We start from the raw sequence: 22,993 nt of genomic DNA, 5'->3' as shown, positions 1-22,993 counted from the left end.
AACGGCCGCATGACGACAGGCGTGACACGACGAACAGCCGGCTTAATGGCGTTTATCGCCGGGGCCATGGCGACAGCTGGTCAGGTGCTGGCGAGCGAACCTGCGCCCTATGTATGGCGCAATGTCGTCGTGGGCGCAGGCGGCTTCATTCCCGGCATCGTATTCAGTCCGATCGAGCGAGGCCTGGCCTATGCGCGGTCGGACATGGGCGGAGCCTATCGGTTCGATGCGGCCGACGGTCGCTGGTCGCCGCTGATGGACTCCAGTCCCCGGTCCGGCGATTTCGGGATCGAGAGCATCGCCGCCGACCCGGTTGATCCCAAAATCGTCCATGCAGCAGTGGGCGTTCACAGGGGCGACCCCGGCGCGATGCTGCGCTCGACCGATCGTGGCGAGACATGGCGGCGAACCGAAGTTCCCTTCCGCATGGGCGGCAACGAGGACGGCCGGGGCCTGGGCGAACGGCTGGCGATCGATCCCAACGACAACCGCATCCTCTATTTCGGATCGCGCCACGACGGCCTGCAGCGTTCCACCGACGGCGGCGCAAGCTGGCGCAAGGTGGACGGGTTTCCGCTCAAGGGCCTAGGAATGCCCAGCGACCGCGCCACCCACGGCGGGCTGAGCTTCGTCGTCTTCGATGCGCGCAGCGGGACGCGCGGCCAGCAGTCGAAGACCCTACTCGTCGGCGTCGCCGATCCGCACGAACACGCCCTGTATCGCTCCGACGACGCCGGTCGGACGTGGCGGCCAGTGGAGGGCGGACCGCGCCCCGAGTTGTCGGCGGCCAAGGCGGAACTGGACGACCAGGGCATCCTCTATGTGACATGTACGCTGGGCATCGGACCGAACGGGGTGACGGACGGCGCGGTCTGGCGGTTGGATACGAATACCGGCGCTTGGACCGACATCAGCCCGCCCCGACCGTCCGGCGGCTTCATGGGGATCGCGCTGGATCGCAAACGGCCGGGCGTGATCATGGTCTCGACCCTGAACCGCTGGCAGCCCGGCGACACTATCTGGCGCAGCACCGACGACGGCCGAAGCTGGATCAGCCTGCGAGAGGCGGCCCGCCACGACGTCAGCGCGACCCCCTATCTGAATTGGGGCAACGACCGGCCGGACTTCGGCTGGTGGATCGCGGCCCTGGCGCTGGATCCGTTCGACGGGGACCGGCTGGTCTATGCGACAGGGGCCACCGTCTATGAGACGCGCAACCTGTCTGCCGCCGACCGCGAACAGCCGACAGACTGGACCCCATGGGTCGAGGGAATCGAACAGACGGCCGTCATCACCTTGGTCAGTCCGCCGAAGGGACCGCAACTGCTGACCGGGTTCGGCGACATATCCGGCTTCGCCCATGAAGACCTGAACCGCTCGCCCCAGCGCCAGTTCACCACCCCCGTCTTCGCCAACACCAATCAGATCGACTATGCGGGCGCCGCGCCCGACATCGTGGTGCGCAGCGGCACGCCGCACGAGGGCGTCGCCTCGGAGGGGCACGACGGCTCGACCCTGGCCTGGTCCGACGATGCCGGGCTGACCTGGAAGCCGCTGGGCCGACCCCGGCCGGCTTCGGGCGAGACGCCGGTCGTCGCCGACAATCCGCGCATGGACCTGTATCGCGACGCCCCGATCACGGTGTCGGCGGACGGTTCGACCTTCGTGCTGGCGACGCCCCAGGTCGTCTGGTCGCGGGATCGGGGACGGACGTGGAAGCCCACGGCGGGCCTGCCGCCTCTGCTGCGGCCGGTGGCCGACCGCAAGGATCCGATGCTGTTCTACGCCCTGGATTTCCGCACCGGCGCCTGGTTCGTCAGCGTGGACGGCGCCGAGAGCTTCGCCGCCGTGCCGTCGCGCGGCCTGCCCGCGAACACCGCCGATGATCGCCCGACCTGGCGCGAGACCGCCTTCCCGCTGAAGGCGACGCCCGATCATGAGGGCGATCTGTGGGTCGTATCACGCAGCGGCCTTTACTACAGCCGCGACGGCGGTCAGCGGTTCGACTGGATCGATGGCGGGCTGAGCGTGGAGATGATGGACTTCGGCAAGCCGCCCGCCGGTTCGACCTACCCTGCCCTGTTCGCCATTGGCACGCAGGGTCCGGTGCGGGGCGTGTTCCGTTCCGACGACAAGGGACGGACGTGGATGCGCGTCAACGACGACCGCCATGAATATGGGTGCCGCTTCAGGGCTGTGGCCGGCGATCCGCGCGTCTTCGGCCGGGTCTATGTCGCCACCGACGGACGCGGCGTCGTCTATGGAGAACCCGCATGACCCTGTCACGACGTGGACTGCTGGGCGCGGGGGCGTCGGCTTCGATGCTGGGAGCCTGCGCGACGACGCCGAGCGCCGCGACGGCCGGTCCGTTCAAGCCGACTTGGGACAGTTTGGCGGCGGGCTATCGGACGCCGGACTGGTTCCGGGACGCCAAGTTCGGCATCTGGTCACATTGGGGGCCGCAGTGCGTGCCGGAGTTCGGCGACTGGTACGGCCGCCAGATGTATATCCAGGGCAACTCCTTCTACGACCACCACGTCGCGACCTACGGCCACCCCAGCCGGTTCGGTTTCATGGAGTTGATCGACCAGTTCAAGGGCGACCAGTGGGACCCCGAGGGCCTGCTGGACCTCTATCAGGCGGCGGGCGCCCGCTACATCATGTCAATGGCCAACCATCACGACAACCTGGACCTGTTCGACAGCAGCCATCATGCCTGGAACACGATGCGGGTGGGGCCCAAGCGCGACATCGTCGGCACATGGGAGAAGGCCGTCAGGGCGCGGGGCCTCCGGTTCGCCGTGTCGAACCACGCGGCGCACGCCTGGCACTGGTGGCAGACGGCGTACGGCTATGACGCCGAGGGGCCGCTGAAGGGCGTGCGATACGACGCGGCGCGCCTGACCAGGGCGGACGGCGCCGGCAAATGGTGGGATGGGCTGGACCCACAGGAGCTCTATACCGGCCCGACCTTCGCCCCGCCGGACGGCATCGGCTCGATCGCCGAGATGAACGCTTGGCACGATGAGCGCGACGGCCAGTGGATCGAGACGCCGCCCGCCAACAACCCGGCCTTCGTGCGGTCCTGGGTGGCGCGGCAGCGCGACCTGATCACCAAATACAAGCCGGACATGGTCTATTTCGACAACTACGGCCTGCCGCTGGGGCAGTTCGGATTGGAGGCGACGGCCGAGTTGTACAATGCTTCGCTGGCTTGGCGGGGCGAGCTGCCGGTCGTGAACGGCAAGCGGCTGGACGACCGGCAGCGCAAGGCGATCACCGAGACGGTCGAGCGCGGCTTCTCAGACAGTCTGAAGCCTGAACCGTGGCAGACCGACACCTGTATCGGCGACTGGCACTACAACCGCGCCCGCTTCACGAGCCACTCTTACGTCCCGGCCAGCAGCGTCGTGCAGCGGCTGGTGGATGTGGTGTCGAAGAACGGCAACCTGATGCTGAACATCCCCCAGCGCGGGGACGGATCGATCGACAGCGACGAGCGCCAGATCCTGACGGACATCGCCGCCTGGATGACGGTCAGCGGCGAGGCCATCTTCGACACCCGGCCCTGGCGCATCTATGGCGAGGGGCCGACGGCCGTGGTCGCCGGGATGCATGGCGAGGGGGCGGCGCGGCCGTGGACGGGTCAGGACATCCGCTTCACCACCAAGGGCCAGACGCTTTACGCCTTCGCGCTGGACTGGCCCGAGGATCGGCGGATGGCGATCCAGGCGCTTCCTCTACGGGCCGGACGCATCGAGGCGGTCGAACTGCTGGGCGGCGGGCCTCTGTCGTTCAGCCAGACGGATCAAGGCCTAACGATCGACCTGCCTTCGCAACGCCCCGTGGTCACGGCGCCGGCGGTGCGCCTGCGGGGCGCGGGACTGATCTGAACTTCAAAACGGCGACGACGGGAGGAGAAACGCCATGAAGACGCTGAAGAAGGCCGCCCGGGCCGGGATGGCGGCGGCCCTGCTGCTGGGCGCGCCGGCCATGGCCCAGACGGAGCCCGCAGCCGCACCGGCGCCCCCACCGGCGCCCCCACAGGCGCAACGGTCTACGATGGCCGACAAGCTGATCAACTCGCCCTTCGTGCAGAACTGGAACACCTGGGGCCTGACGCCCAGTCCGACGCCGCACGATGTTCAGGGCGTCACGGGCGGCAAGGCCCTGACCATCGATGTCAAACGGGCGGGCGACCCCTGGTCGGTCGGGGCGGTGATGACGAACTCAGGCGCGATCAAGGCCGGAGACGTGCTGCTGCTGGGCGTCTGGGTGCGGGCGACCCAACGGCCCGAAGGCCAGAGCGAGGCCCGCATGCCCGTCGTTCTGCTGGAGGCGCAGGGTGAGCCGAAGGTCGCGCTGGCCCAGGCGTCGAACGTCGCCGTCGGAGAGGGCTGGACGATGCTCTACGCCTCGGGCGTGGCCCCGAAGGACGTCGCACCAGGCGAGAGCAGTATCATCCTAGATGGGCCAGGCCGTGCAGACGCTGGAGCTGGGTCCGGCCCTGCTGTTCGACTTCGGGCCCGACTACGATCGGGCGCGGTTGCCGCAAAATCCCTGATCAGCGGATCTCCGCCTCAAACGGAACCGCCGGGAGACCGGCGGCGCCGTAAAGGTTGCAGACTGGACTGTCAGCCCAGCAGAAGCGGACCTTGAGGTCGGTCGCGCTGGCGGACGGCAGCACCACTTCGTCTTGTAAAAGCGTGGCGTCGACGAAGCGACAGGCGTTGTCGGCCCCGCACAGCTCGAACCCGAGGGGGCGGTTGGAGCCATAGGCGATCAGCTGAGCCGAGGCGGCGTAGCGGACGTGGACGCCATCGGCGGCGCGGGTCACAGACACCGGCTGCGGCGAGACGGGCTGCGTCTCGCCGTCCAGACGACGGGCCTCCAGCGCCAGACGTCGCCCCACTTCCAGCTTGTTGGTGGGATGGATGTCGTAGCGGTCGCCGATGTCGATAGCGACGGCGAGGCCCGCCTTAGGATCGGCGTTGACGACCGTGCGCTGGCTTTCGCGCAGGGCCGCCCAATAGGAGTTGGTCGGCTGGCTGGCCATCGGGCCGAAGTTCGCCAGTTGCACGACCAGCATCCGCATCTCGGGGTTTTCGAACCGGGCGCGCCAGTCGGCGAACAGGGCGGGCAGCAGACGGCGGTAGCCGACATAGTCGCCGATGTTCGACTCGCCCTGGTACCAGGCCATGCCCTTCAGGCCATAGGCGCCCAGGGGTTCGATCATACCGTTGTACAAGGTCGTCGTCCCGCTGCCACCGATCCAGGGCGTGCGCGGGGGATTGGGCAGGTCGCCCAGCGGGGCGGCGACCCGGTGACGCCAGCCAGACGACAGGCTGACGGTCGTGCCGTCTGCGAGCACCAGGCGCTTGTTCGCCGCCGGTCCCCAGGCGCCGCCTCCGCCGTTCGTGTCCAGCACGCCGACCGCGATCAGGTTACGGCCGGCCTTCAGCGTGCCGGCAGGTACGGCGTAGGTGCGCGGCGTATCCCAGCCCTGCTGGCCGCCAATGTATTGGCCGTTGATCCAGGTGACGTCGGCGTCGTCCACGGGCCCCAGCTCCAGCGTCGCGGCCTGACGGGCCTGGGCGGCGGTCAGTTCGACCTCCTTGCGCAGCCAGACGATGCCGTCGAAGGTGGCCAGCCCCGGCACGGTGGACTCCCAAAAACCCTCGGCCAGGATCGGCGCCCAGTCGGCATCGTTCGTGCGCGCCAGGTGCCAGCCCTGTTTCGTGCCGGGATCGTTGGTCCGCCACCAGTCCTGGGTCACACGACGCCAGATCGCGTCGCCTTGGCCCGGATCACGGGCGTAGGCGTCCAACGCCTTCAACGCCTCCTGATGCCCGCCCAGCTTTTCGACGGCGTCGCGGCTCAGCCAGTCCTCGATGATCGACCCGCCCCAGGAGGCGGCGATCAGGCCGACCGGCAGGTCTTCGGCACGACGCAGGTCGCGGCCCATGAAGTAGCAGGCGGCCGAGAAGTCGCGCACGCTTTGCGGGCTGGTGACGCGCCACTGGCCGACGGCGCGCGGAGCGGCGGACGGCGCCGGCAGGCTGGAACGACCGACCAGGAAGAGGCGTATCTTGGCGTCGTTCGCGCCGCCGATCTCGCTTTCTGCGTTCGTGGCCTGACGGACGGCGAACTCCATGTTCGACTGGCCCGAACACAGCCAGACATCCCCAATCATGATGTCGGAGACGCTCTGGCTCGCGCCGGCCGACCGGGCCGTCAGGACATAGGGGCCGCCGGCGGTCAGGGTCGGAAGGGTCGCACGCCAGACGCCGTCGGCGCCGGCCGTCGCCTGGATCTGCGCTTGACCCAGGCTGATCGAGACGGCGGCGCCGGGCGCGGCCCTGCCCCACACCTTGATCGGACGGCCGCGTTGCAGGACGGCGTGGTCCTGGAACATGGCGTCGAAAAGAGCGGACGTGACGACCGTCTGGGGCTGGACCTGCGCCTGGACGGGCGAAGCCCCTGTGAGCGCGGCGACAGCCGCGGCGGCAAGCAAGAACGAGCGCATCCGCGCCTCCTGTCTGTCCGCCGCAGCGGAAGGTTCGAAATTGCACTGCACCCCGAAATGGCGTGCAAAGTGCAAGACAGTGCAATTTCCGGCCGTCCGACCATCAGCCGGAAGGCCGAGTGAATTCTTCGCCGCCGTCGGGATCGGGGGCCGAGGATGTCAAAGATCAGGTCCCGATCATAAGGCCGCTGGACACCCTGTATGGGAAGCGCCCCGATCTTTCTTCAAAGTCTCGTCAAGACAACAGGTTGAGCATCGACATCGTGTCCGATGTCGATGCTCTGTCTCGATCTAGCGCCGAACCTCCACAGCCTGGCCATTGTATTGGATCGTCCTGGCCGGAGCCGCATCGAAGTTTCCGACATCAGCGCCCGGCCCGTTGACGAAACGCACATTGATGGTGCGATTGGTCGGCATGGTCGGATACGAACCCGTCCGCGCACCGATGGTCAGGACACCGGTCGCGTCGTTCCAGGTCATGGGGATGTTCGAGAACTCGCCCCGCTCGTACGCGTAGGTCGTGCCCTGATCCTCATACAGGGAGAAGGAGCCGTTGGCGCCGGTGTAGACGATCAGCGTCAGTGGGCCGTCCAGCTTTTCGGCCGTGTACTGGATTGCCGGACCAGTGGGCAGGATGGAGCCGGCGCGCACGAAGACCGGGATCTTGTCCTCGGGCGCCTGAACCGTCGCCGACCGGCCGCCGGTGTATTTCTGGCCCGTCAGCATGTCGTACCAGTCGGCCCCTTGCGGGAAATAGACCGAACGGCTGCGCGCCTTGTATTCCGTCACCGGCGCGACCAGCAGGGCGTGGCCGAACAAATACTGGTCGTTGATGTCGCGCGCCTTGAGGTCGGACGGGAAGTCCATGACCAGGCCGCGCATGATGGTGGCGTCACGCTGATAGACGTCGCCGGCCAGACTGTAGATGTAGGGCATCAGCCGGTAGCGGGTCCGCAGCTGGGCGGCGTAGGCGTCGTAAAGCGGCGTGCCGGGCTGGGCCAGGTTATAGACCTCACGCAGCGGGAACTCGCCGTGCGAACGGAAGATCGGCGACCAGGCGCCGAACTGGAACCAGCGCAGGTTCAGCTCGTCCCACTCGGCCTTGTCCTCGGGCTTCATGCCGGCGGGATTGGAGTAGCGCGCCTCAACCGAGAAGCCGCCGATGTCATGGGTCCAGTTGGCCAGGCCCGACAGGCCGGTGTTCACGCCCGCCGAGATCTGGTCCTTCAGATTGTCCCAGCGCGCCACCACGTCGCCCGACCACAAGGTCGAGCCGGTGCGTTGCAGGCCGCCCCAGGCGGAGCGGGTCAGGATGTAGGTCCGCTCGTCGCCCTTTTCACGGCGGAAGTTGTTGTAGACGTTCTCGGCGTTCACCAGCGGATACGAGTTGAAGACATAGGCGCCCGGACCGATGGCGGTCGGTCCCATCCGCAAGGTGCGCTCGGGAATGTCCAGGTTGGAGTGCATGTCCGGCTCGACCGAATCCAGCCACCAGCCGTCGAAGTTCATGCCCTTGAAGCTGTCGGACATCTGCTTCCAGTAAAGGTCGCGGGCGGCGGGCAGATAGGGGTCGTAGAAGCTGTTGGCGTAGCCGGGTCCCACCCAGTCGCGCGCACCGACATCGACGTTGCGGGTATACATGCCGCCGATCGCGTCCAACTGCTTGTAGTGCTCGGTCGTCGGATAGAACTTCGGCCAGACCGAAATGATGATGTTGGCGTTCATGTCGTGAACGTCCTTGACCATCTGGGTGGGGTTGGGGAAGCGCGCGGGGTCGAACTGATGCGAGCCCCAAGCGTTTTCAGGCCAGTAGAACCAGTCCTGAACGATGTTGTCGATCGGCAGGCCCAGCTCGCGGTATCGACGCACCGTGTCCACCACCTCGGTCTGGGTGTTGTAGCGCTGGCGGCTCTGCCAGAAGCCGTAGGCCCAGCGGGGCAGCATCACCGACTTGCCGGTCAGACCGCGATAGTTCGAGATCACCCCGTCCAGATCAGCGCCGCCGATGTAGTAGTAGTCGATGGCGGTCCCAACCTCTGACGCCAGGCTGAGCGCGCCTTGATCGGCGGCGGGCAGCGGATCCTGGTGACGCAGCGAGATATAGCCGTCTTCGGGGATCCATTCGATCTTGATCGGCACGCGCGTATTGGCGGCCATCTGAACCTGGAAGTCGTGATCGAAAGGATTCCAGTTCTGGCGCCAGTTGTCCTCGACCATCCGCCCGTCGATCCAGACCTTGGCATAGCCGGAGGAGTAGAGACGGAACTTGTGCAGGCCGGCGGTCGCGGTTTCCAGCGTGCCTTCCCAGACCACCTTGACGCCCGCCTGGCCGGGCTTGCCCATGTCGCCGGTCTGGACCGGCTGGCCGGGCTGCGACTTGAAGCCTTCGGGCCAGCGCGACCATTCGCGGATGAACTCGTAGTTCACCTCGGTTTCCTGACGCTGAACCTTGAGCTGGTCATTCTGATAGTAGCTGGCGGTCAGGCCGCCAAACCGGCCAGTGGCGTCGCGGACGATGAACTGGTCCGCAATCATGCCGTAGGGGCGCGGGTCGCCGAAGCGCGTGATCGAGTTGTTGTCCCACAGGACGCCGTAGTTGCGGCTGGACACCACCAAAGGAATGCCGACATCGATGTTGTGCTGGGCCAGCTGAACGTCGTGACCCTTGTAGTTCATCACGCCCTGCTGGTGCTGACCCAGGCCGTAGAAGGCCTCGTCGTCGGGGCTTTCCCAGACCTGACGCGTGGCCAGGAAGCGGTGATCGCCCTTCTGGTCCTCGACCGTGACGGGGCTGAGTTCGCGGCTGCCGGGCCGCTCCTTCAGCACCTCCTGGCCGTTTTCGTCGAGGAAGCGAACGGCGCCGGTCTCGCGCGAGACTTCCGCCGTCGCCTCGGCGGTCTTCAGCACGACCAGGTCGCCGCGGGTCTCGATCTGGAACGGCGTCGTGGTCGAGGCCTGGGCCGTGACCATCAGGCTGGCGGGCAGTTCGAGGTCCGCATTCTCGGTCGCGGTGACGCGGATGGTCTCGGGACCATAGACCTCAAGCCGGACGCGGCGGGCGGCGCCCTCGGCCGGTGTGACGACGATGCCGCTGGTCGTGCGTTCGAACGCGGCCTGGTGGATGGCCCCGGCGGAGGCGCCGTTCATCAGCCCCTGCCCTGCGCAGGCGGCCAAAGGGGCGGTCATCAGGGCGGCCAGGAACAGGCGGCGGGCGAGGGTCGGGATCATGGCGGGCGCTCGCGTTACTCTTGCAGGGTTCAGTAGGTGGCCGTGACGACGCGCAGCAGCTGCGGTCGATCGGTGGAGAAGTTCAGGCCGTAATCGACCTGGTCGCCGTTCCAGATGCGTTCGAACACCCATTTGCCAGCGTCGTCGAAATGGCCTTCCTCGACGCGCAGGACCATGCGGCGCTTGCCGTCGGTCGAAGGCTTGGCGGCGAAGTCGATGCGGATGCGGTGGCCGGCCAGGATGAACTGGCCCGGCTCGATCTCGGCGATGGCGATGGCGCCGTTGGGCTGGGCCGAGGCGGCGGGCACGTCGTTCGGATCGATGGGCTGGTTGGTCGTGCCGAACTGCCAGCGTTGATAGCCGGTGGTGGCGGTCCAGTCGCCCAGGTCGATGACCTCGGGCTTGCGGTCGTCGGGTTCGGCGGCGCCCCAGACCTTCCCCTCGAAGGCCAGGCGCGCCCAGGTCCGCTGCCACGGGCCGATCAGGCTGTAGAGATCGCGGAACGGCTCCAGCGTCTTCTCGGTGATCTCCTTGGCGCCCAGCGGATAGTTGGAATAGCCGGTGTAATCGATGCCGAAGGGCGAAAAGCCGATGCCGCCCCGGCCCAGCGTCTCCATCAGATAGCGGGCGTACTGGGTGTCGCTGCCGGTCTCGGCGACGAACAGGGCGTTGTCGGGGCGGGTGTAACGATCCAGGTGGGCTTCGTATTCGCCCGACTTGCGCGTGTAGATGTCGGGCGACAGGAAATCGATGGACGGGGCCGCCGCCTTCCAGATCTCGATCACGTTCCATGTCGGACCGCCGGACGCATAGGTGGCGGGATCCTGATCGTTCGTCGGGTCGCGCAGGGCGGCGTTGACGTACATCGGCAGCGGATATTCCGCCTTGCCGGCGGCGGCGACCTGACCGACGTAGCGACCGATGGACCAGGCGTGGAAGAACTCGTCCGCATCCTTGCCGAAGACGGCGGCCCACGTTCCGGGGGCCTTGCCGGTGCGGTCCAGCAAGGCCTGGGGCACGGGACCGTCGAATGCGACGCGGGCGGCGGGGGAATAGTCGCGCACGGGGCCGTAGGTGCCGACCTCGTTTTCGGGCTGGACCATGATGACGGTGCGTTCGCGCTCATCCACCTGGCGGATGTGGCGCATCAGGGCGGCGAAGGCGCGGGCGTCGGCGGCCAGGGTCTCGGCGCCGTACGGCGACAGGGCATAGCTTTCCTTGCCGCTCTTCTCGATCAGGTGCGGGAACCGCTCGGGGTTCAGCTTGACCCAGGCGGGGGCATAGGCGGGGGCCGTGTTCTTCCAGGTGGCGAACCACAGAAAGACCACGCGCATGTCGTTGGCGCGGGCCTGTTGGATGGCGTGATCGACGAAGGAAAAGTCGAAACGCCCCTCCTCCGGCTCGATCTGCTCCCAGCCCAGCGGGATCTGGACCGTATTTGCGCCGATGTAACGGAGCGCCGGCCAAGCCTGGGCCAGGGGCGCCGCATAATTGGACGAGTTGTTGACCTGTCCGCCCAAAACGGTGAAGGGCGCGCCGTCCACCATCAGGGCGTGACGGCCGTTCTGTTCCACCAGTTGCGGAATGGGCGACTGGGCCAGAACTGGCGAGGACGCTGCAGCGACCAGGGTCGCGGCCGAAAAGGCTACGGCGATTCCGCGTGTGAAATAGCCCATCGCCGCCTCCCAACGTCGACAAGAAAAAGATCGAGACGCCGACGACCGCCGGCGCCCCGTTGCCCAAGCCCGATCAGAAGGCGGCGCGCAGCACCACCGCGATCCGGCGATCGGTATCGACCCAGTTGTAAGGCGGTTTGCGGGTCTCGCTGCCCACCTTCAAGACCGTCCGTTCGTTCAGGATATTGGTCGACTGGACGCCGATCTTGATGTCCTTGGTCAGGTTATAGAAGATCGAGCCATCCAGTTGGCCGTAGTCGCTGGCCCATACCGGCGCATTCACGTTCGCCGCCGAGGTCGTCAGCAGATATTCCTCGCGCCAGTTGTAGGCCAAGCGCGCGGAGATGCCGTACTTCTCATACAGGATGGCGGCGTTGTAGCTGGTGCGGGACATGCCTTCGAGCGGCAGGGTGCTGTCCGAGGCGGCGCCGTTCTGGGTCGTGTCCAGGATATTCTGGCTGGTGTTCTTGCCGCCGTCCGAGCTGATGTAGGTGAAGTTGCCCTGGAAGCCGAGACCACTCAGAGCGCCAGGCAAGAAGTCGAAGAACTGCGAATAGGCCAGCTCGAACCCGTCCACCGTGCCCTCGGCGCCGTTGGTGTAGCGCGTGATCAGGAAGTCGTAGGTGACGCCGCCGTTGGTGATCGACTGCGTTTCCGTGCCGGTGAAGATGTAGTCCTTGATGTCCTTATGGAAGGCCGCGAACGTCAGGCTTCCGGTGGGCGCGAAATACCACTCCAGGCTGGCGTCGTAGTTCGTCGCCGTGATCGGACGCAGCGCTGGATTGCCGCCCACGCCGGTGAAGGGCGTGGTCGGGTTCAGGGTGTAGCCGTCGGGCTGGAAGTTGATCGACAGGTTGGTGAACGGCTGGAGTTGATACATCTCGGGCCGCACCATGGCGCGCGAGATCGCAAAGCGAGCCTGCAGGGTGTCGTTGAGGAACCCACGCAGGTTCAGGCTGGGCAGCCAGTTTGTGTAGCTGCTTTCGACCGGCTGTCCGTCAAGGGATCCGCCGTTCACGAACTGAACCGCCTGATTGAAGGCCGCGCAGTTGGCGCCGGGCGCGTTGGCCGGCGGACAGGCGCCCTGGATGGACGGCAGGGTGGTCACCGTGTTGGAGGTGGTCTTGGTGTCCACCGCGCGCAGGCCGATGTTGCCGTCGAAGGCGCGGCCGAAGAAGCCGGTGTCATTGCCGAAGCGGGCATAGACGTAGGCGGCCTGCGTCTTTTCGGTCAGCTCCGTGATGCCGCCGTTGCCGCCGCCCAGGCGATAGCTTTCATAGTCGTCGCTGAGCGGCGTCCAACCCCAGCCCGAGCTCTCTGTGTTGCGCAAGATATCGTAGGCGTAGGCGGTGCCCTGGTTCAGCAGGCTTTCAGCCGGGAACCACGCTACGCCGGGCACCGGCGCGTCGCCCCGGAAGAAATTGTCGAAACGATAGAGGGTCGATGAGTTGGGCAGGCGCGGATCCTGCGTGCCGCCCGGATAGCCCGTGTCGTCCAGATAGACGACCGCGCCGCCGCCGTTGCCCCAATACTGATTGGACAACAGGCCCCAATTATAGCCGGTCTGGCGGTTGGTGTAGTTCTTCTCTGTGCCGCGAACGCCGAAGGCGACGGACTTGAAGAAGGACGAGTTCTCGTCGAAGTCGTAACGGGCGTCCAGACGACCCGCCAGTTCGTCGGCTTCGTTGTCCTCGATGTGATCCATCGCCGCCGCCCACCAGTAGGCGGATTTGTCTTCCGGCGTGCCGCCGGTGGAGGTCACGGTCGGCAGATCGCCGTCGATGGTGATCGACAGGTCCGGACGGTTCTGAAGCTGGGTAAAGGCCGTCAGCGAATAGATTTCGGCCGAGGACTTCACATATTGCAGATCGCCTGAGAACGACCAGGCGCCGCCGGGCGTGTACTGGAAGTTCAGCGCAACATCGCTGGTCTTCTTGGTGTCGTCGCCGACGCGGGTGTCGGTGTTCCAGGTCGCGGCCGGGATATTACCGCTCACGAAGACGTTCTGGTCGTCATAGCGATAGCTGGAGTTGGGTGAGACGATGCTGTCGGTGCCCAGCGCATATTCGACGTTGTAGGCGTCTGCCTGCGAAGCCAGACCCTGCAGGGTGAACAGCCACTGATCGTTCGGGCGCCATTGGGCGGCCAAGGCGACAGCGGTGCGCTTCTGCTCCCAGTCGATCGTACGCCAGCCCAGATATTTGGGCACGAACACAGTCTCGCCGGCCGTTCCCGAACCGTCGGTGCTGGCGTTGCCTGCGTTGAGGGTCACGGGATCATAGCGGTCGACCGAAATCGAATCGGTGCGGTTGCCGACGTTGGACACGCTGACGTTGGCCAGCAGGCCAATCTCGCCGATGCCGGTCTGCCAACGATCGGTCGCCAGGATGCTGCCAGACCAGAAGCCTTTTTCGGACAGGTCGCCGTAGTTGTAGTCGGCGTTGATCGCCAACAGCGGGTCGCTGTTGTCGAAGGGAACGCGGGTCCGCAGATTGGTCGTGCCGGCGATGCCGCCCTCGATCATGTTGGCGGCGACATTCTTATAGACGTCCACGCCGGCGAGCAGGTCGGCCGACACGTCCTCGAAGCTGAGCCCGCGACCGTTCGAGGCCGAGAAGATGTCGCGGCCGTTGGTTTCGGAACGCACCCACGACAGGCCGCGGATGAAGACGCCGCCGCCCTCTGCCGCCAGACGGGCCGGGTCGCGTGCGGCGTTCGTGCGCTGAAGGGTGACGCCGGGAATGCGCTGCAAGGCCTCCGACACCGAGCGGTCCGGCAGGGCGCCGATATCCACCGCGGTCACCGAATCGACGATGACCTCTGAGTTCTTCTTGATGGCCTGGGCCGAGCGGAGCTGGGCGCGGATGCCGGTGACCACAACCTCATCGACCGTCGTCGCATCATCCGACTGGGCCGGGGCCTGTTGGGCCAACACGGCGGTCGGCAGCGTCGCCGCGACCGTAAGCAAGGATGCTCCGCAAAGCAGAGCGACGCGACGAACGTGATTTTGACGAGACATCGGTCTCAGAACCTTCCTGCTGGTCGCGCCCGTCGCTTATTGACGACGTAGGGCGACATCCCTCCCGACGTGAACTCACCCACCCTTCGATGGCATGATCACCTTTCAAGGATGCACAAGTTTTCATGAGCTGAAAAGCATTTTCTGTTAGCGCTACCACAATAGCGCCACGACGATCCTCGGCTATTAGATGCCGACACAGGATCCGCGCCAAGCGGGCGATGGGGAAGAAGCATGAGCGACCAGCCAGAACCGGTGCGCCACATCGCCATCGTGGGCGGCGGAACGGCGGGTTGGATGGCCGCCGCCGCATTGGGCCGAGCGTTCACCCGCGCCCAGGGTCTGGCCTTAAGGATCACCCTGCTCGAATCGGAATCCATCGGCACGGTGGGCGTGGGCGAGGCCACGATCCCGCCCATCCGACAGTTCGTCCAGACGATCGGGCTGTCCGAGGAAGATTTCATCCGCTCGACGGCCGCGACCGCCAAACTGGGCATCGCCTTCAAGGACTGGATTGCGCCGGGCTCTGAATATTTCCACGGCTTCGGCGACTATGGTCCGACCGTCGCAGGACAAGCCTGGCGGCAATATCTGTTTCGCCTGAAGGCCGCCGGTCGGATCGACAGCCTTGATCCCTGGTCCATGCCGACGGCCATGGCCCGCGCCGGCAAGTTCGCCCCGCCGGTCGAGGACAGCCGTTCGGTGCTGTCCCACTATTCATACGCCTATCAGTTCGACGCCGGCTTGTTTGCACGGCGGCTGAGGACGTTGGCGGAGACGATGGGCGTCGTCCGGCGCGAAGGGCGGATCACGGGTGTGGATCGTAACGGCGAGACCGGTCTGGTGCGAGCCGTGACGCTGGAAGACGGCGGCGAGGTCGAGGCAGACCTGTTCATCGACTGCTCGGGTTTCCGAGGCCTGTTGATCGAACAGACGATGCGGGCGGGATACGAGGAGTGGACGCACTGGCTGCCGTGCGATCGCGCCGTCGCCGTGCCGTGCAGTTCGACTCTGGCCCCCGAGCCCATCACCACGGCGCGTGCGCGAGAGGCCGGCTGGCAATGGCGTATTCCGCTGCAGCACCGGGTCGGCAACGGCTATGTCTATTCCAGCGACCATGTGGACGATCAGACGGCGCTGGACGACCTGCTAAGTCAGATCGAATCGGAGCCGTTGGCCGAGCCCAATCGGTTGAGGTTCGTCACGGGGCGGCGACCCGAGGCCTGGAAGGGCAATGTGGTGTCGCTGGGCCTGGCGTCCGGCTTCGTCGAACCGCTGGAATCCACCAGCATCAACCTGATCCAGACCGGCATCGGGCGGTTGCTGCAGATGTTCCCCGACCGCCGTTTCGATCCGGCCCTGATCCGCGAATACAATCGACGCTCGGCCCAGGAGTTCGAGCGCATCCGCGACTTCATCATCCTGCACTATCATCTGGCCGGTCGCGCCGGCGCGATGTGGGACAGATGCCGCGAAACGGCGCCGCCCGATACGCTGATGGAAAAGATCGAGCTGTTCCGCGCGCGTGGCGAGGTCGGCCTGCTGGAGGACGAATCCTTCCGCGAAGACAGTTGGGCTGCGGTGTTCACCGGCCTGGGCACGTGGCCCAAACAGCCGTCGCCCCTGGCCTGTCTCGACGATCTGGAAACCGTGGATCGACAGGCCCGGCAGTTCGCGCAACTGATTGCGCGGGCGGCGGCCGCCCTGCCCGACCATTCCACCACCTTCACCGGTTACGCACGATGATCCCTGCCCCACTGAAGCGTATTCTGATCGTCGGGGGCGGCACGGCCGGCTGGATGGCTGCCGCCGCACTAGCGCACGTCACGCGCGGCACGGTGAAGGTCGAGTTGATCGAGTCCGAGGTTATCGGCACGGTCGGCGTCGGCGAGGCCACCATTCCGCCGATCCTGCTGTTCAACCAGTTGCTGGGCATCGACGAAAACGAATTCATTCGCGCCACCCAGGCTACCTACAAGCTGGGTATTCAGTTCAACGACTGGTTCCAGAAGGGCCGGAGCTATTTCCACCCGTTCGGAACCTATGGCACGCGCATCGACGCCGCCTCCTTCCACCAATATTGGCTGAGGCTGAACAAGGCGGGGCTGGACGACGACCTGGACGCCTATTCCGTCACGACCATGGCGGCGCGCATGGGCCGGTTCACCCGGCCTGACGCCGACCCGCGCGGCGCCGGCTCGCAAATGACCTACGCCTTCCATTTCGACGCCGGCCTGTACGCGCGCTTCCTGCGCCGGCGCGCCGAGTCGCAAGGCGTCGTGCGTCATGAGGGCAAGATCGCCGACGTGCGCCTGCGCGACGGCGACGGCTTTATCCAGTCGGTGCGATTGGATGACGGCCGCGAACTTGAGGCGGACTTCTTCATCGATTGTTCTGGCTTCCGCGGCCTGCTGATCGAAGGGGCGCTGAAGACGGGCTACGAGGATTGGACCCACTGGCTGCCAGCGGATCGTGCGGTGGCCATGCCCTGCACCCGGGTCGGCGATCCGACGCCCTATACCCAATCGACGGCCCTTGAAGCGGGGTGGCGCTGGCGCATTCCGCTGCAGCACCGCACCGGCAACGGCTATGTCTATTGCAGCCCCTATATCTCGGACGACGAGGCCCAGGCCAAGCTGCGCGCCTCCCTGGACGGCGAGGCGATGGCCGAACCAAACTTCCTGCGCTTCACCACCGGTCGCCGAAAGAAGACCTGGAACAAGAACTGCCTAGCCCTGGGCCTGGCGTCGGGCTTCCTGGAACCGCTGGAATCGACCAGCATCCATCTGGTGCAGTCGGGCATATCCAAACTGCTGCTGCACTTCCCCGACACCGGCTTCGCCCAGGCCGATATCGACAACTACAACCGCATGATGCGGCTGGAGACCGAGCGCATCCGCGACTTCATCATCTTGCACTATCACGCCACGGCGCGCGACGACTCGCCTCTGTGGCGCCACGTGCGGACCATGCCGATTCCCGAGACGCTGAAGCAGAAGATGGATCAGTTCCGCAGCCGGGGCCGCATCTTCCGCTACGAAGACGAGCTGTTTCAGGAGACGAGCTGGATCGCCGTGCTGCTCGGCCAGGGCGTCATCCCCGAGCGACACGATCCGATCACGGAGACCATTCCTCTGGAGCAGGTCCAGCAATGGTTGCAGAAGATGAAGGCGATGATCCAGCAGGGCGTCGCGCGGATGCCGACCCACGAGGCCTTCATCGCCGCCAACTGCAAGGCGCCGCCGCTGCAGTGAGGCGGCGACGCCTAGAACGAAATCCCGGAGCCTGATGCGCGGCGTCAGCGGAATCGCGAAGCGATCCAACCTCAAGCGATCACGCTCTAGGGCCGTCAGTGGTTGTCGCGCGGCAGGCCGATGGTGTCGACGATGCGGTGGTATTTGACGGCGGGCTCCAGCACGGCGCCGGTTTCCAGCTGGCCGACCACGTCGCGCTGCATTTCCTGCCAAGGGGTCTGGGAGGCGGGGTATTTGTAGCCGCCTGCCGCCTCGAACGCCTGGCGACGCTCGGACAATTCCGCGTCCGAAATCAGGATGTCGGCGCGGCCGGTGTTCAGATCGATGCGGACCCGGTCGCCGGTCTTCAGCAGGGCGATGTTTCCACCCGCCGCCGCCTCGGGCGAGGCGTTCAGGATCGAGGGCGAGCCGGAGGTGCCGGACTGGCGCCCGTCGCCGATGCAGGCCAGGGCACTGACGCCCCTTTTTATGAGGTATGCCGGCGGGCGCATATTCACGACCTCGGCCGCGCCCGGATAGCCGATGGGGCCGGCGCCGCGCATGAACAGCAGGGTCTGCTCGGTGATGCCCAGGCTCTCGTCGTCGATGCGGTGGTGATAATCCTCGGGCCCGTCGAACACGACGGCCGGGCCTTCAAAGGCATTCAGATCGTCGGGGTTGGACAGATAGCGTTCGCGGAACTCGTCCGAGATCACGCTCAGCTTCATGATGGCCGAGTTGAACAGATTGCCGGTGAAGACCACGAAGCCAGCGTCGGTCTTCATCGGGGCGTCGAAGCTCTTGATGACATCGGGCAGTTGGATCTCGGCGCTCTTGCAGTTCTCGCCGATGGACTTGCCGGTGACCGTCAGGGCGTCCTCGTTGATCAGCCCCTGTTTCATCAGTTCGGAGACGACGGCGGGGACGCCGCCGGCATGGAAATAGTCCTCGCCCAGGTATTCGCCGGCGGGCTGGAGGTTGACCAGCAGCGGCACGTGCAGGCCTTCGGTCTGCCAATCCTGCAACCGCACATCGACATGGGCGTGGCGGGCCAGGGCGGTCAGGTGGATCGGGGCGTTGGTCGAGCCGCCGATGGCCGAGTTGACGACGATGGCGTTGTGGAAGGCTTCCTTGGTCAGGATATCCGACGGCTTCAGATCCTCACGCACCATCTCCACAATGCGCAGGCCCGTCTCGTAAGCGACCTGGGCGCGCTCGCGGTACGGCGCCGGAATGGCGGCCGAGCCGGGCAGCGACATCCCCAGCGCCTCGGCCAGCGAGTTCATCGTCGTCGCCGTGCCCATGGTGTTGCAATAGCCGACCGACGGGGCCGACGAGGCTACCAGTTCGATGAAGCCGTCGTAGTCGATCTCGCCGGCCGCCATCATCTGACGCGCCTTCCAGATGATGGTGCCGGACCCGGTGCGCTCGCCCTTGTGCCAGCCGTTCAGCATCGGGCCGACCGACAGGGCGATGGCGGGAATGTCCACGGTGGCGGCGGCCATCAGACAGGCGGGCGTGGTCTTGTCGCAGCCGATGGTCAGGACGACGCCGTCCAGCGGATAGCCGTAGAGGCTCTCGACCAGACCCAGATAGGCCAGGTTGCGATCCAGACCGGCGGTCGGGCGCTTGCCGGTTTCCTGGATCGGATGGACCGGGAACTCCATGGCGATGCCGCCCGCCTCGCGGATGCCTTCGCGCACCCGCTCGGCCAGGACCAGATGGTGACGGTTGCAGGGCGACAGGTCCGAGCCGGTCTGGGCGATGCCGATGATCGGCTTGTTCGACTGAAGCTCTTTTCGCGTCAGGCCGTAGTTCAGATAGCGCTCCAGATAGAGCGCCGTCATGTCCGGGTTCTCGGGATTGTCGAACCAGGCGCGGCTGCGGAGCGGCTTTGCGGTCTTGGAATTGTCGGTCATTTCAGGTCCAGCCGCCATCGACGACGTAGTGTTGATTGGTGATCGCCCCCGCCTCGTCCGAACACATGAAGACGACGACGCGAGCGATGTCGTCCGGCACGAGGCGGCGTTTCAGGCACTGGTTGGCGTAGATGTCTTTTTCGGTTTCCGGCGTGACCCAGAGCTTCAGTTGCCGCTCGGTCATGATCCAGCCGGGCGCGACGGCGTTCACCCGTACGCCGAACTGGCCGAAGTCTCGGGCCAGCGAACGGGTCAGGCCGATCACCGCCGACTTGCAGGCCGTGTAGGCAGCCATGCCGCCCTGGCCGATGACCCAGGAAGTCGAGCCCAGATTGACGATCGCGCCCTTGCCCGTCGCCTTCATGTCCGGCAGCACGGCCTGGGCGGCGAAGAACTGGTGCTTCAGGTTCACCGCCATGCGGCCGTCCCAATAATCCTCAGTCACTTCCAGCGTGGCGTGACGCTCGTCGTGGGCGGCGTTATTGACCAGAATGTCGATCGGGCCAAAGGCGTTGTGCACTGTGGCGATTGCGGCCTTCACTGCCGAAACGTCTGTCAGGTCACAGGCGACGAACAGGGCGTCTTGCCCCAGCTCCGATTGCAACTTGGTCCCACGTTCGGCGTCGATATCCAGAAAGCCAACCTTGGCGTTTTGGGCATGGAAGGCGCGGACGATGCTCTCACCGATGCCGCCGGCGCCGCCGGTGACGATGGCGATCTTGCCCTTCAGATCGGAATAGATGGCGGCCATGGATGCGGGTCTCCCTAGGCCGGAGGGTCGTCTGCATGGGCCAAAGGCCCTTTTCACAAATGAAACTTATTGCCGTCAACAAAAAATAGATAGCGGTAGCATCAAGCTTGGGAAACGGCCCCCATCTGATCCGAAATCACCTCTGCGGCCCGCACCAGCAGCGCCGCCGCCTCATCCTTCGTGCAGATCATCGGCGCCTGTTCGATGAAAGGGGTAATCAAGGTGGCGATCACGCCGTCCGCCCCCATGATGGGCGCCACCAGATCGGTGACGCCTTTCACGAAGTCGCTGGCCCGCTCCACATAGTCGCCTTGGGTCATCGCTTCCGAGCGGGCGGCGAACTCGTTCACCGCCTTTACTCCGAACAGGCCGACCAATGTCTCCTTGAGATGCGCCCGTGCCCGTTCATTGGTCCGCGAATAGAACATCAAGCCCGAGGTGGCGTGTAGGATGCTGCGCCGGTACCCGATCCGCACCGAATAGCCGAGGTCGCCGGGGCTCTCGATCCGCGCGATGACGACGATCTGATCGCCGGACGGCACAACAAGGTGGCACGACTGCATCGTCGCCGACGCCAGATCGCGCATGGCCGGCATGGCGACATCGACCAGCGACTTGATCGACGCCTGGGTCATGCCCATCGTGAACAGGCGGTTGGTCAGACGATAGCCGTCCGAGGACTGTTCGATATAGCCGCGGAACTCCAGCACCTGGATCATGCGGAACAGTTCGCTGACGGAACGTCCCAAGGTGACGGACATCTGCGACGGCGTCATCGGCTCGCCTTGTGCAGACAGCAGTTCAAGAACGTCGAGGCCCTTCTCCAAGGCGGGCGCGCGATATTTGCGATCGTCGGCGGCGTCTTGGTCTGTCATGGGATTCCTGTCGCTTGGGCCCTACGTTGCCCTCGCCATCGTCGCGGAGGAAGCCGAGGCTTGGAACAAGAAAGCTACATTACCGCAGGTAAAATACACAAGCGCATATAAAAAGTCCATTGCGGCTGACCGGGGGCTAACCTAGGCTTCGACTTAAGCCCGAACACGGGCGCATCGGGGGAAGTGCACCATGTCGCTCGCAGGCATCGATCTGGCGATTCTGGCGATCTACGCCATCTTCATATTCGGCCTGGCCCAGTGGGTCTCACGCAGTAAGGCCGGCGAACAGAAGACCTCCACCGACTATTTCATGGCGTCCAAGAGCCTACCCTGGTGGGCCATCGGCGCGTCGCTGATCGCGGCCAACATCTCGGCCGAACAGATCATCGGCATGAGCGGCTCGGGCTATGTGATCGGCCTGGGCATCGCGTCGTATGAATGGATGGCGGCGCTAACCCTGCTGATCGTGGGCAAGTTCTTCCTGCCGATCTTCCTGCGCAACGAGATCGTGACGATGCCGCAGTTCCTGCAGCAACGGTACGGGCCGACGATCCGCAATGTGATGGCCGTCTTTTGGCTGCTGCTCTACGTCTTCGTGAACGTGACCTCGATCCTGTGGCTGGGCGCCATCGCGGTGCACACCGTCACCGGCTTCAACCAGGACTACGCCATCGTCGCCATCGGTGTCTTCGCCCTGGCCTATCAGCTGTGGGGCGGGTTGAAGGCCGTGGCCCTGACAGACATCGTCCAAGTGGCCCTGCTGGTCTGCGGCGGCCTGATTATCGGCTTCATCGCCCTGTCGACCATCGGCGGCGCGGGCGGAGCGGTTGCGGGCTTCCACACCTTGATCACCCAGTTCCCGGACAAGTTCGACATGATCCTGTCCAAGGACAACCCTCACTATCAGGAGTTGCCGGGCATCGCGGTCCTGCTGGGCGGGCTGTGGGTCATGAACATCAGCTACTGGGGCTTCAACCAGTACATCATCCAGCGCGCCCTGGCCGCCAAGTCGCTGCCGGAAGCGCAGAAGGGCATCGCCTTCGCCGCCTATCTGAAACTGCTGATGCCGGTCATCGTGGTGCTGCCGGGCATGGCGGCGCTGATCCTGGCCCCCAATCTGTCGGCGCCGGACCAGGCCTATCCGACGATGATGAACCTGCTGCCGGTGGGTCTGAAGGGGCTGGTCTTCGCCGCTCTGATCGCCGCCATCATCGCCTCGCTGGCGTCGAAAGTGAACTCGATCTCGACCATCTTCACCCTGGATCTCTACGCCAAGATCAAGCAGGACACGCCCGAGCATCAGCTGGTCACGGTCGGCCGTATCGCCGCCGTCGCCGCCGTCGTCATCGGCATCCTGACCGCCCGCCCGCTGCTGGGCGGCTTCGATCAGGCGTTCCAGTTCATTCAGGAGTTCACCGGCTTCTTCACACCCGGCATCGTGGTCATCTTCATGCTGGGCCTGTTCTGGAAGCGGGCGTCCGAAGCCGGCGCCCTGACAGCCGCCATCGGCTCGGTCGTGCTGTCGGCCATCTTTTGGTGGCTGCAGGAAACCGGCCAGTTCATCTTCCCCTTCATGAACCGGGTCGGCGTGGTCTTCGTCGTCTCGCTGATCGCGGCGGTGATCGTGTCCCTGCTGGTCCCCGCCAAGCCCGACGCCATGAAGATCAAGCTGGACAAGATCAGCTACAAGACCTCGCTGGGCTTCAACCTGGCCGGGGCCGGCGTGATCGCCTTCCTGATCCTGGTCTATACGATCTGGTGGTGAG

13 protein-coding genes are annotated in these 22,993 nt (G+C 65.5%); 6 read left to right on the top strand and 7 right to left on the bottom strand.

The window, feature by feature from the left end:
• The first annotated feature begins 21 nt into the window (after positions 1 to 21).
• Genes PFY01_RS09805 through PFY01_RS09795 form a run of 3 tightly spaced genes read left to right on the top strand, consistent with a single transcriptional unit; the run spans position 22 to position 4,659 of the window.
• Positions 22 to 2,277, top strand: coding sequence for a WD40/YVTN/BNR-like repeat-containing protein (locus PFY01_RS09805; RefSeq protein WP_271041137.1), 2,256 nt, complete (start codon positions 22 to 24; stop codon positions 2,275 to 2,277).
• Positions 2,274 to 3,893: an alpha-L-fucosidase gene (locus tag PFY01_RS09800; RefSeq protein ID WP_271041136.1), complete on the top strand. Its 1,620-nt coding sequence runs from the start codon at positions 2,274 to 2,276 to the stop codon at positions 3,891 to 3,893. Before PFY01_RS09805 ends, PFY01_RS09800 begins: the two co-directional genes overlap by 4 nt.
• A 34-nt stretch (positions 3,894 to 3,927) precedes the next feature.
• Positions 3,928 to 4,659 carry a hypothetical protein gene (locus PFY01_RS09795; protein WP_271041135.1) on the top strand — a complete coding sequence of 244 codons (732 nt, stop codon included), beginning with the start codon at positions 3,928 to 3,930 and terminating at the stop codon, positions 4,657 to 4,659.
• On the opposite strand, the gene PFY01_RS09790 is transcribed toward PFY01_RS09795, so the two are convergent.
• The 4 genes from PFY01_RS09790 to PFY01_RS09775 all read right to left on the bottom strand — a co-directional run bounded on the left by PFY01_RS09790 (position 4,565) and on the right by PFY01_RS09775 (position 14,398).
• A complete protein-coding gene (locus PFY01_RS09790) occupies positions 4,565 to 6,526 on the bottom strand; it encodes a sialate O-acetylesterase (protein ID WP_271041134.1) in 1,962 nt (653 codons plus the stop codon). The two genes, PFY01_RS09795 and PFY01_RS09790, sit on opposite strands and share 95 nt — an antisense overlap.
• Positions 6,527 to 6,817: 291 nt before the next feature.
• Positions 6,818 to 9,754 (bottom strand): TIM-barrel domain-containing protein, encoded by a 2,937-nt coding sequence (locus PFY01_RS09785; RefSeq protein ID WP_271041133.1) that lies wholly within the window; start codon positions 9,752 to 9,754, stop codon positions 6,818 to 6,820.
• Between the two features lie 29 nt (positions 9,755 to 9,783).
• Positions 9,784 to 11,430 (bottom strand): DUF5597 domain-containing protein, encoded by a 1,647-nt coding sequence (locus tag PFY01_RS09780; RefSeq protein WP_271041132.1) that lies wholly within the window; start codon positions 11,428 to 11,430, stop codon positions 9,784 to 9,786.
• Positions 11,431 to 11,503: 73 nt separating this feature from the next.
• A complete protein-coding gene (locus PFY01_RS09775; protein ID WP_271041131.1) occupies positions 11,504 to 14,398 on the bottom strand; it encodes a TonB-dependent receptor in 2,895 nt (964 codons plus the stop codon).
• 285 nt (positions 14,399 to 14,683) lie between these two features.
• Here PFY01_RS09775 and PFY01_RS09770 point away from each other — a divergent pair, with 285 nt between their 5' ends.
• Together PFY01_RS09770 and PFY01_RS09765 are read left to right on the top strand one after the other, a co-directional pair.
• A complete protein-coding gene (locus PFY01_RS09770; RefSeq protein ID WP_271041130.1) occupies positions 14,684 to 16,195 on the top strand; it encodes a tryptophan halogenase family protein in 1,512 nt (503 codons plus the stop codon).
• Positions 16,192 to 17,703: a tryptophan halogenase family protein gene (locus tag PFY01_RS09765; protein WP_271041129.1), complete on the top strand. Its 1,512-nt coding sequence runs from the start codon at positions 16,192 to 16,194 to the stop codon at positions 17,701 to 17,703. The genes PFY01_RS09770 and PFY01_RS09765 overlap by 4 nt, the downstream gene beginning before the upstream one ends.
• A gap of 95 nt (positions 17,704 to 17,798) precedes the next feature.
• Here PFY01_RS09765 and PFY01_RS09760 read toward each other — a convergent pair whose 3' ends face one another.
• The 3 genes from PFY01_RS09760 to PFY01_RS09750 all read right to left on the bottom strand — a co-directional run bounded on the left by PFY01_RS09760 (position 17,799) and on the right by PFY01_RS09750 (position 21,227).
• Positions 17,799 to 19,601: an IlvD/Edd family dehydratase gene (locus PFY01_RS09760; protein WP_271041128.1), complete on the bottom strand. Its 1,803-nt coding sequence runs from the start codon at positions 19,599 to 19,601 to the stop codon at positions 17,799 to 17,801.
• Position 19,602: 1 nt separating this feature from the next.
• Positions 19,603 to 20,352 (bottom strand): SDR family NAD(P)-dependent oxidoreductase, encoded by a 750-nt coding sequence (locus PFY01_RS09755; RefSeq protein ID WP_271041127.1) that lies wholly within the window; start codon positions 20,350 to 20,352, stop codon positions 19,603 to 19,605.
• A gap of 101 nt (positions 20,353 to 20,453) precedes the next feature.
• Positions 20,454 to 21,227: an IclR family transcriptional regulator gene (locus PFY01_RS09750; protein WP_271041126.1), complete on the bottom strand. Its 774-nt coding sequence runs from the start codon at positions 21,225 to 21,227 to the stop codon at positions 20,454 to 20,456.
• A 190-nt stretch (positions 21,228 to 21,417) separates the two neighbouring features.
• Here PFY01_RS09750 and PFY01_RS09745 point away from each other — a divergent pair, with 190 nt between their 5' ends.
• A complete protein-coding gene (locus PFY01_RS09745) occupies positions 21,418 to 22,992 on the top strand; it encodes a sodium/sugar symporter (protein WP_271041125.1) in 1,575 nt (524 codons plus the stop codon).
• The last annotated feature ends 1 nt before the right edge of the window (position 22,993 follow it).

Source organism: Brevundimonas vesicularis (assembly GCF_027886425.1).
Taxonomy (GTDB): domain Bacteria; phylum Pseudomonadota; class Alphaproteobacteria; order Caulobacterales; family Caulobacteraceae; genus Brevundimonas; species Brevundimonas vesicularis_C.
The sequence above is the reverse complement of the archived record's forward strand: the minus strand, read 5'-3'. Positions and strand labels throughout refer to the sequence as shown.

Coding starts and splice junctions, on each gene's coding strand:
- PFY01_RS09800 (WP_271041136.1), top strand. CDS start 2,274: ATGACCCTGTCACGACGTGGACTGCTGGGCGCGGGGGCGTCGGCTTCG.
- PFY01_RS09795 (WP_271041135.1), top strand. CDS start 3,928: ATGAAGACGCTGAAGAAGGCCGCCCGGGCCGGGATGGCGGCGGCCCTG.
- PFY01_RS09790 (WP_271041134.1), bottom strand. CDS start 6,526: ATGCGCTCGTTCTTGCTTGCCGCCGCGGCTGTCGCCGCGCTCACAGGG.
- PFY01_RS09785 (WP_271041133.1), bottom strand. CDS start 9,754: ATGATCCCGACCCTCGCCCGCCGCCTGTTCCTGGCCGCCCTGATGACC.
- PFY01_RS09780 (WP_271041132.1), bottom strand. CDS start 11,430: ATGGGCTATTTCACACGCGGAATCGCCGTAGCCTTTTCGGCCGCGACC.
- PFY01_RS09770 (WP_271041130.1), top strand. CDS start 14,684: ATGAGCGACCAGCCAGAACCGGTGCGCCACATCGCCATCGTGGGCGGC.
- PFY01_RS09765 (WP_271041129.1), top strand. CDS start 16,192: ATGATCCCTGCCCCACTGAAGCGTATTCTGATCGTCGGGGGCGGCACG.
- PFY01_RS09760 (WP_271041128.1), bottom strand. CDS start 19,601: ATGACCGACAATTCCAAGACCGCAAAGCCGCTCCGCAGCCGCGCCTGG.
- PFY01_RS09755 (WP_271041127.1), bottom strand. CDS start 20,352: ATGGCCGCCATCTATTCCGATCTGAAGGGCAAGATCGCCATCGTCACC.
- PFY01_RS09750 (WP_271041126.1), bottom strand. CDS start 21,227: ATGACAGACCAAGACGCCGCCGACGATCGCAAATATCGCGCGCCCGCC.
- PFY01_RS09745 (WP_271041125.1), top strand. CDS start 21,418: ATGTCGCTCGCAGGCATCGATCTGGCGATTCTGGCGATCTACGCCATC.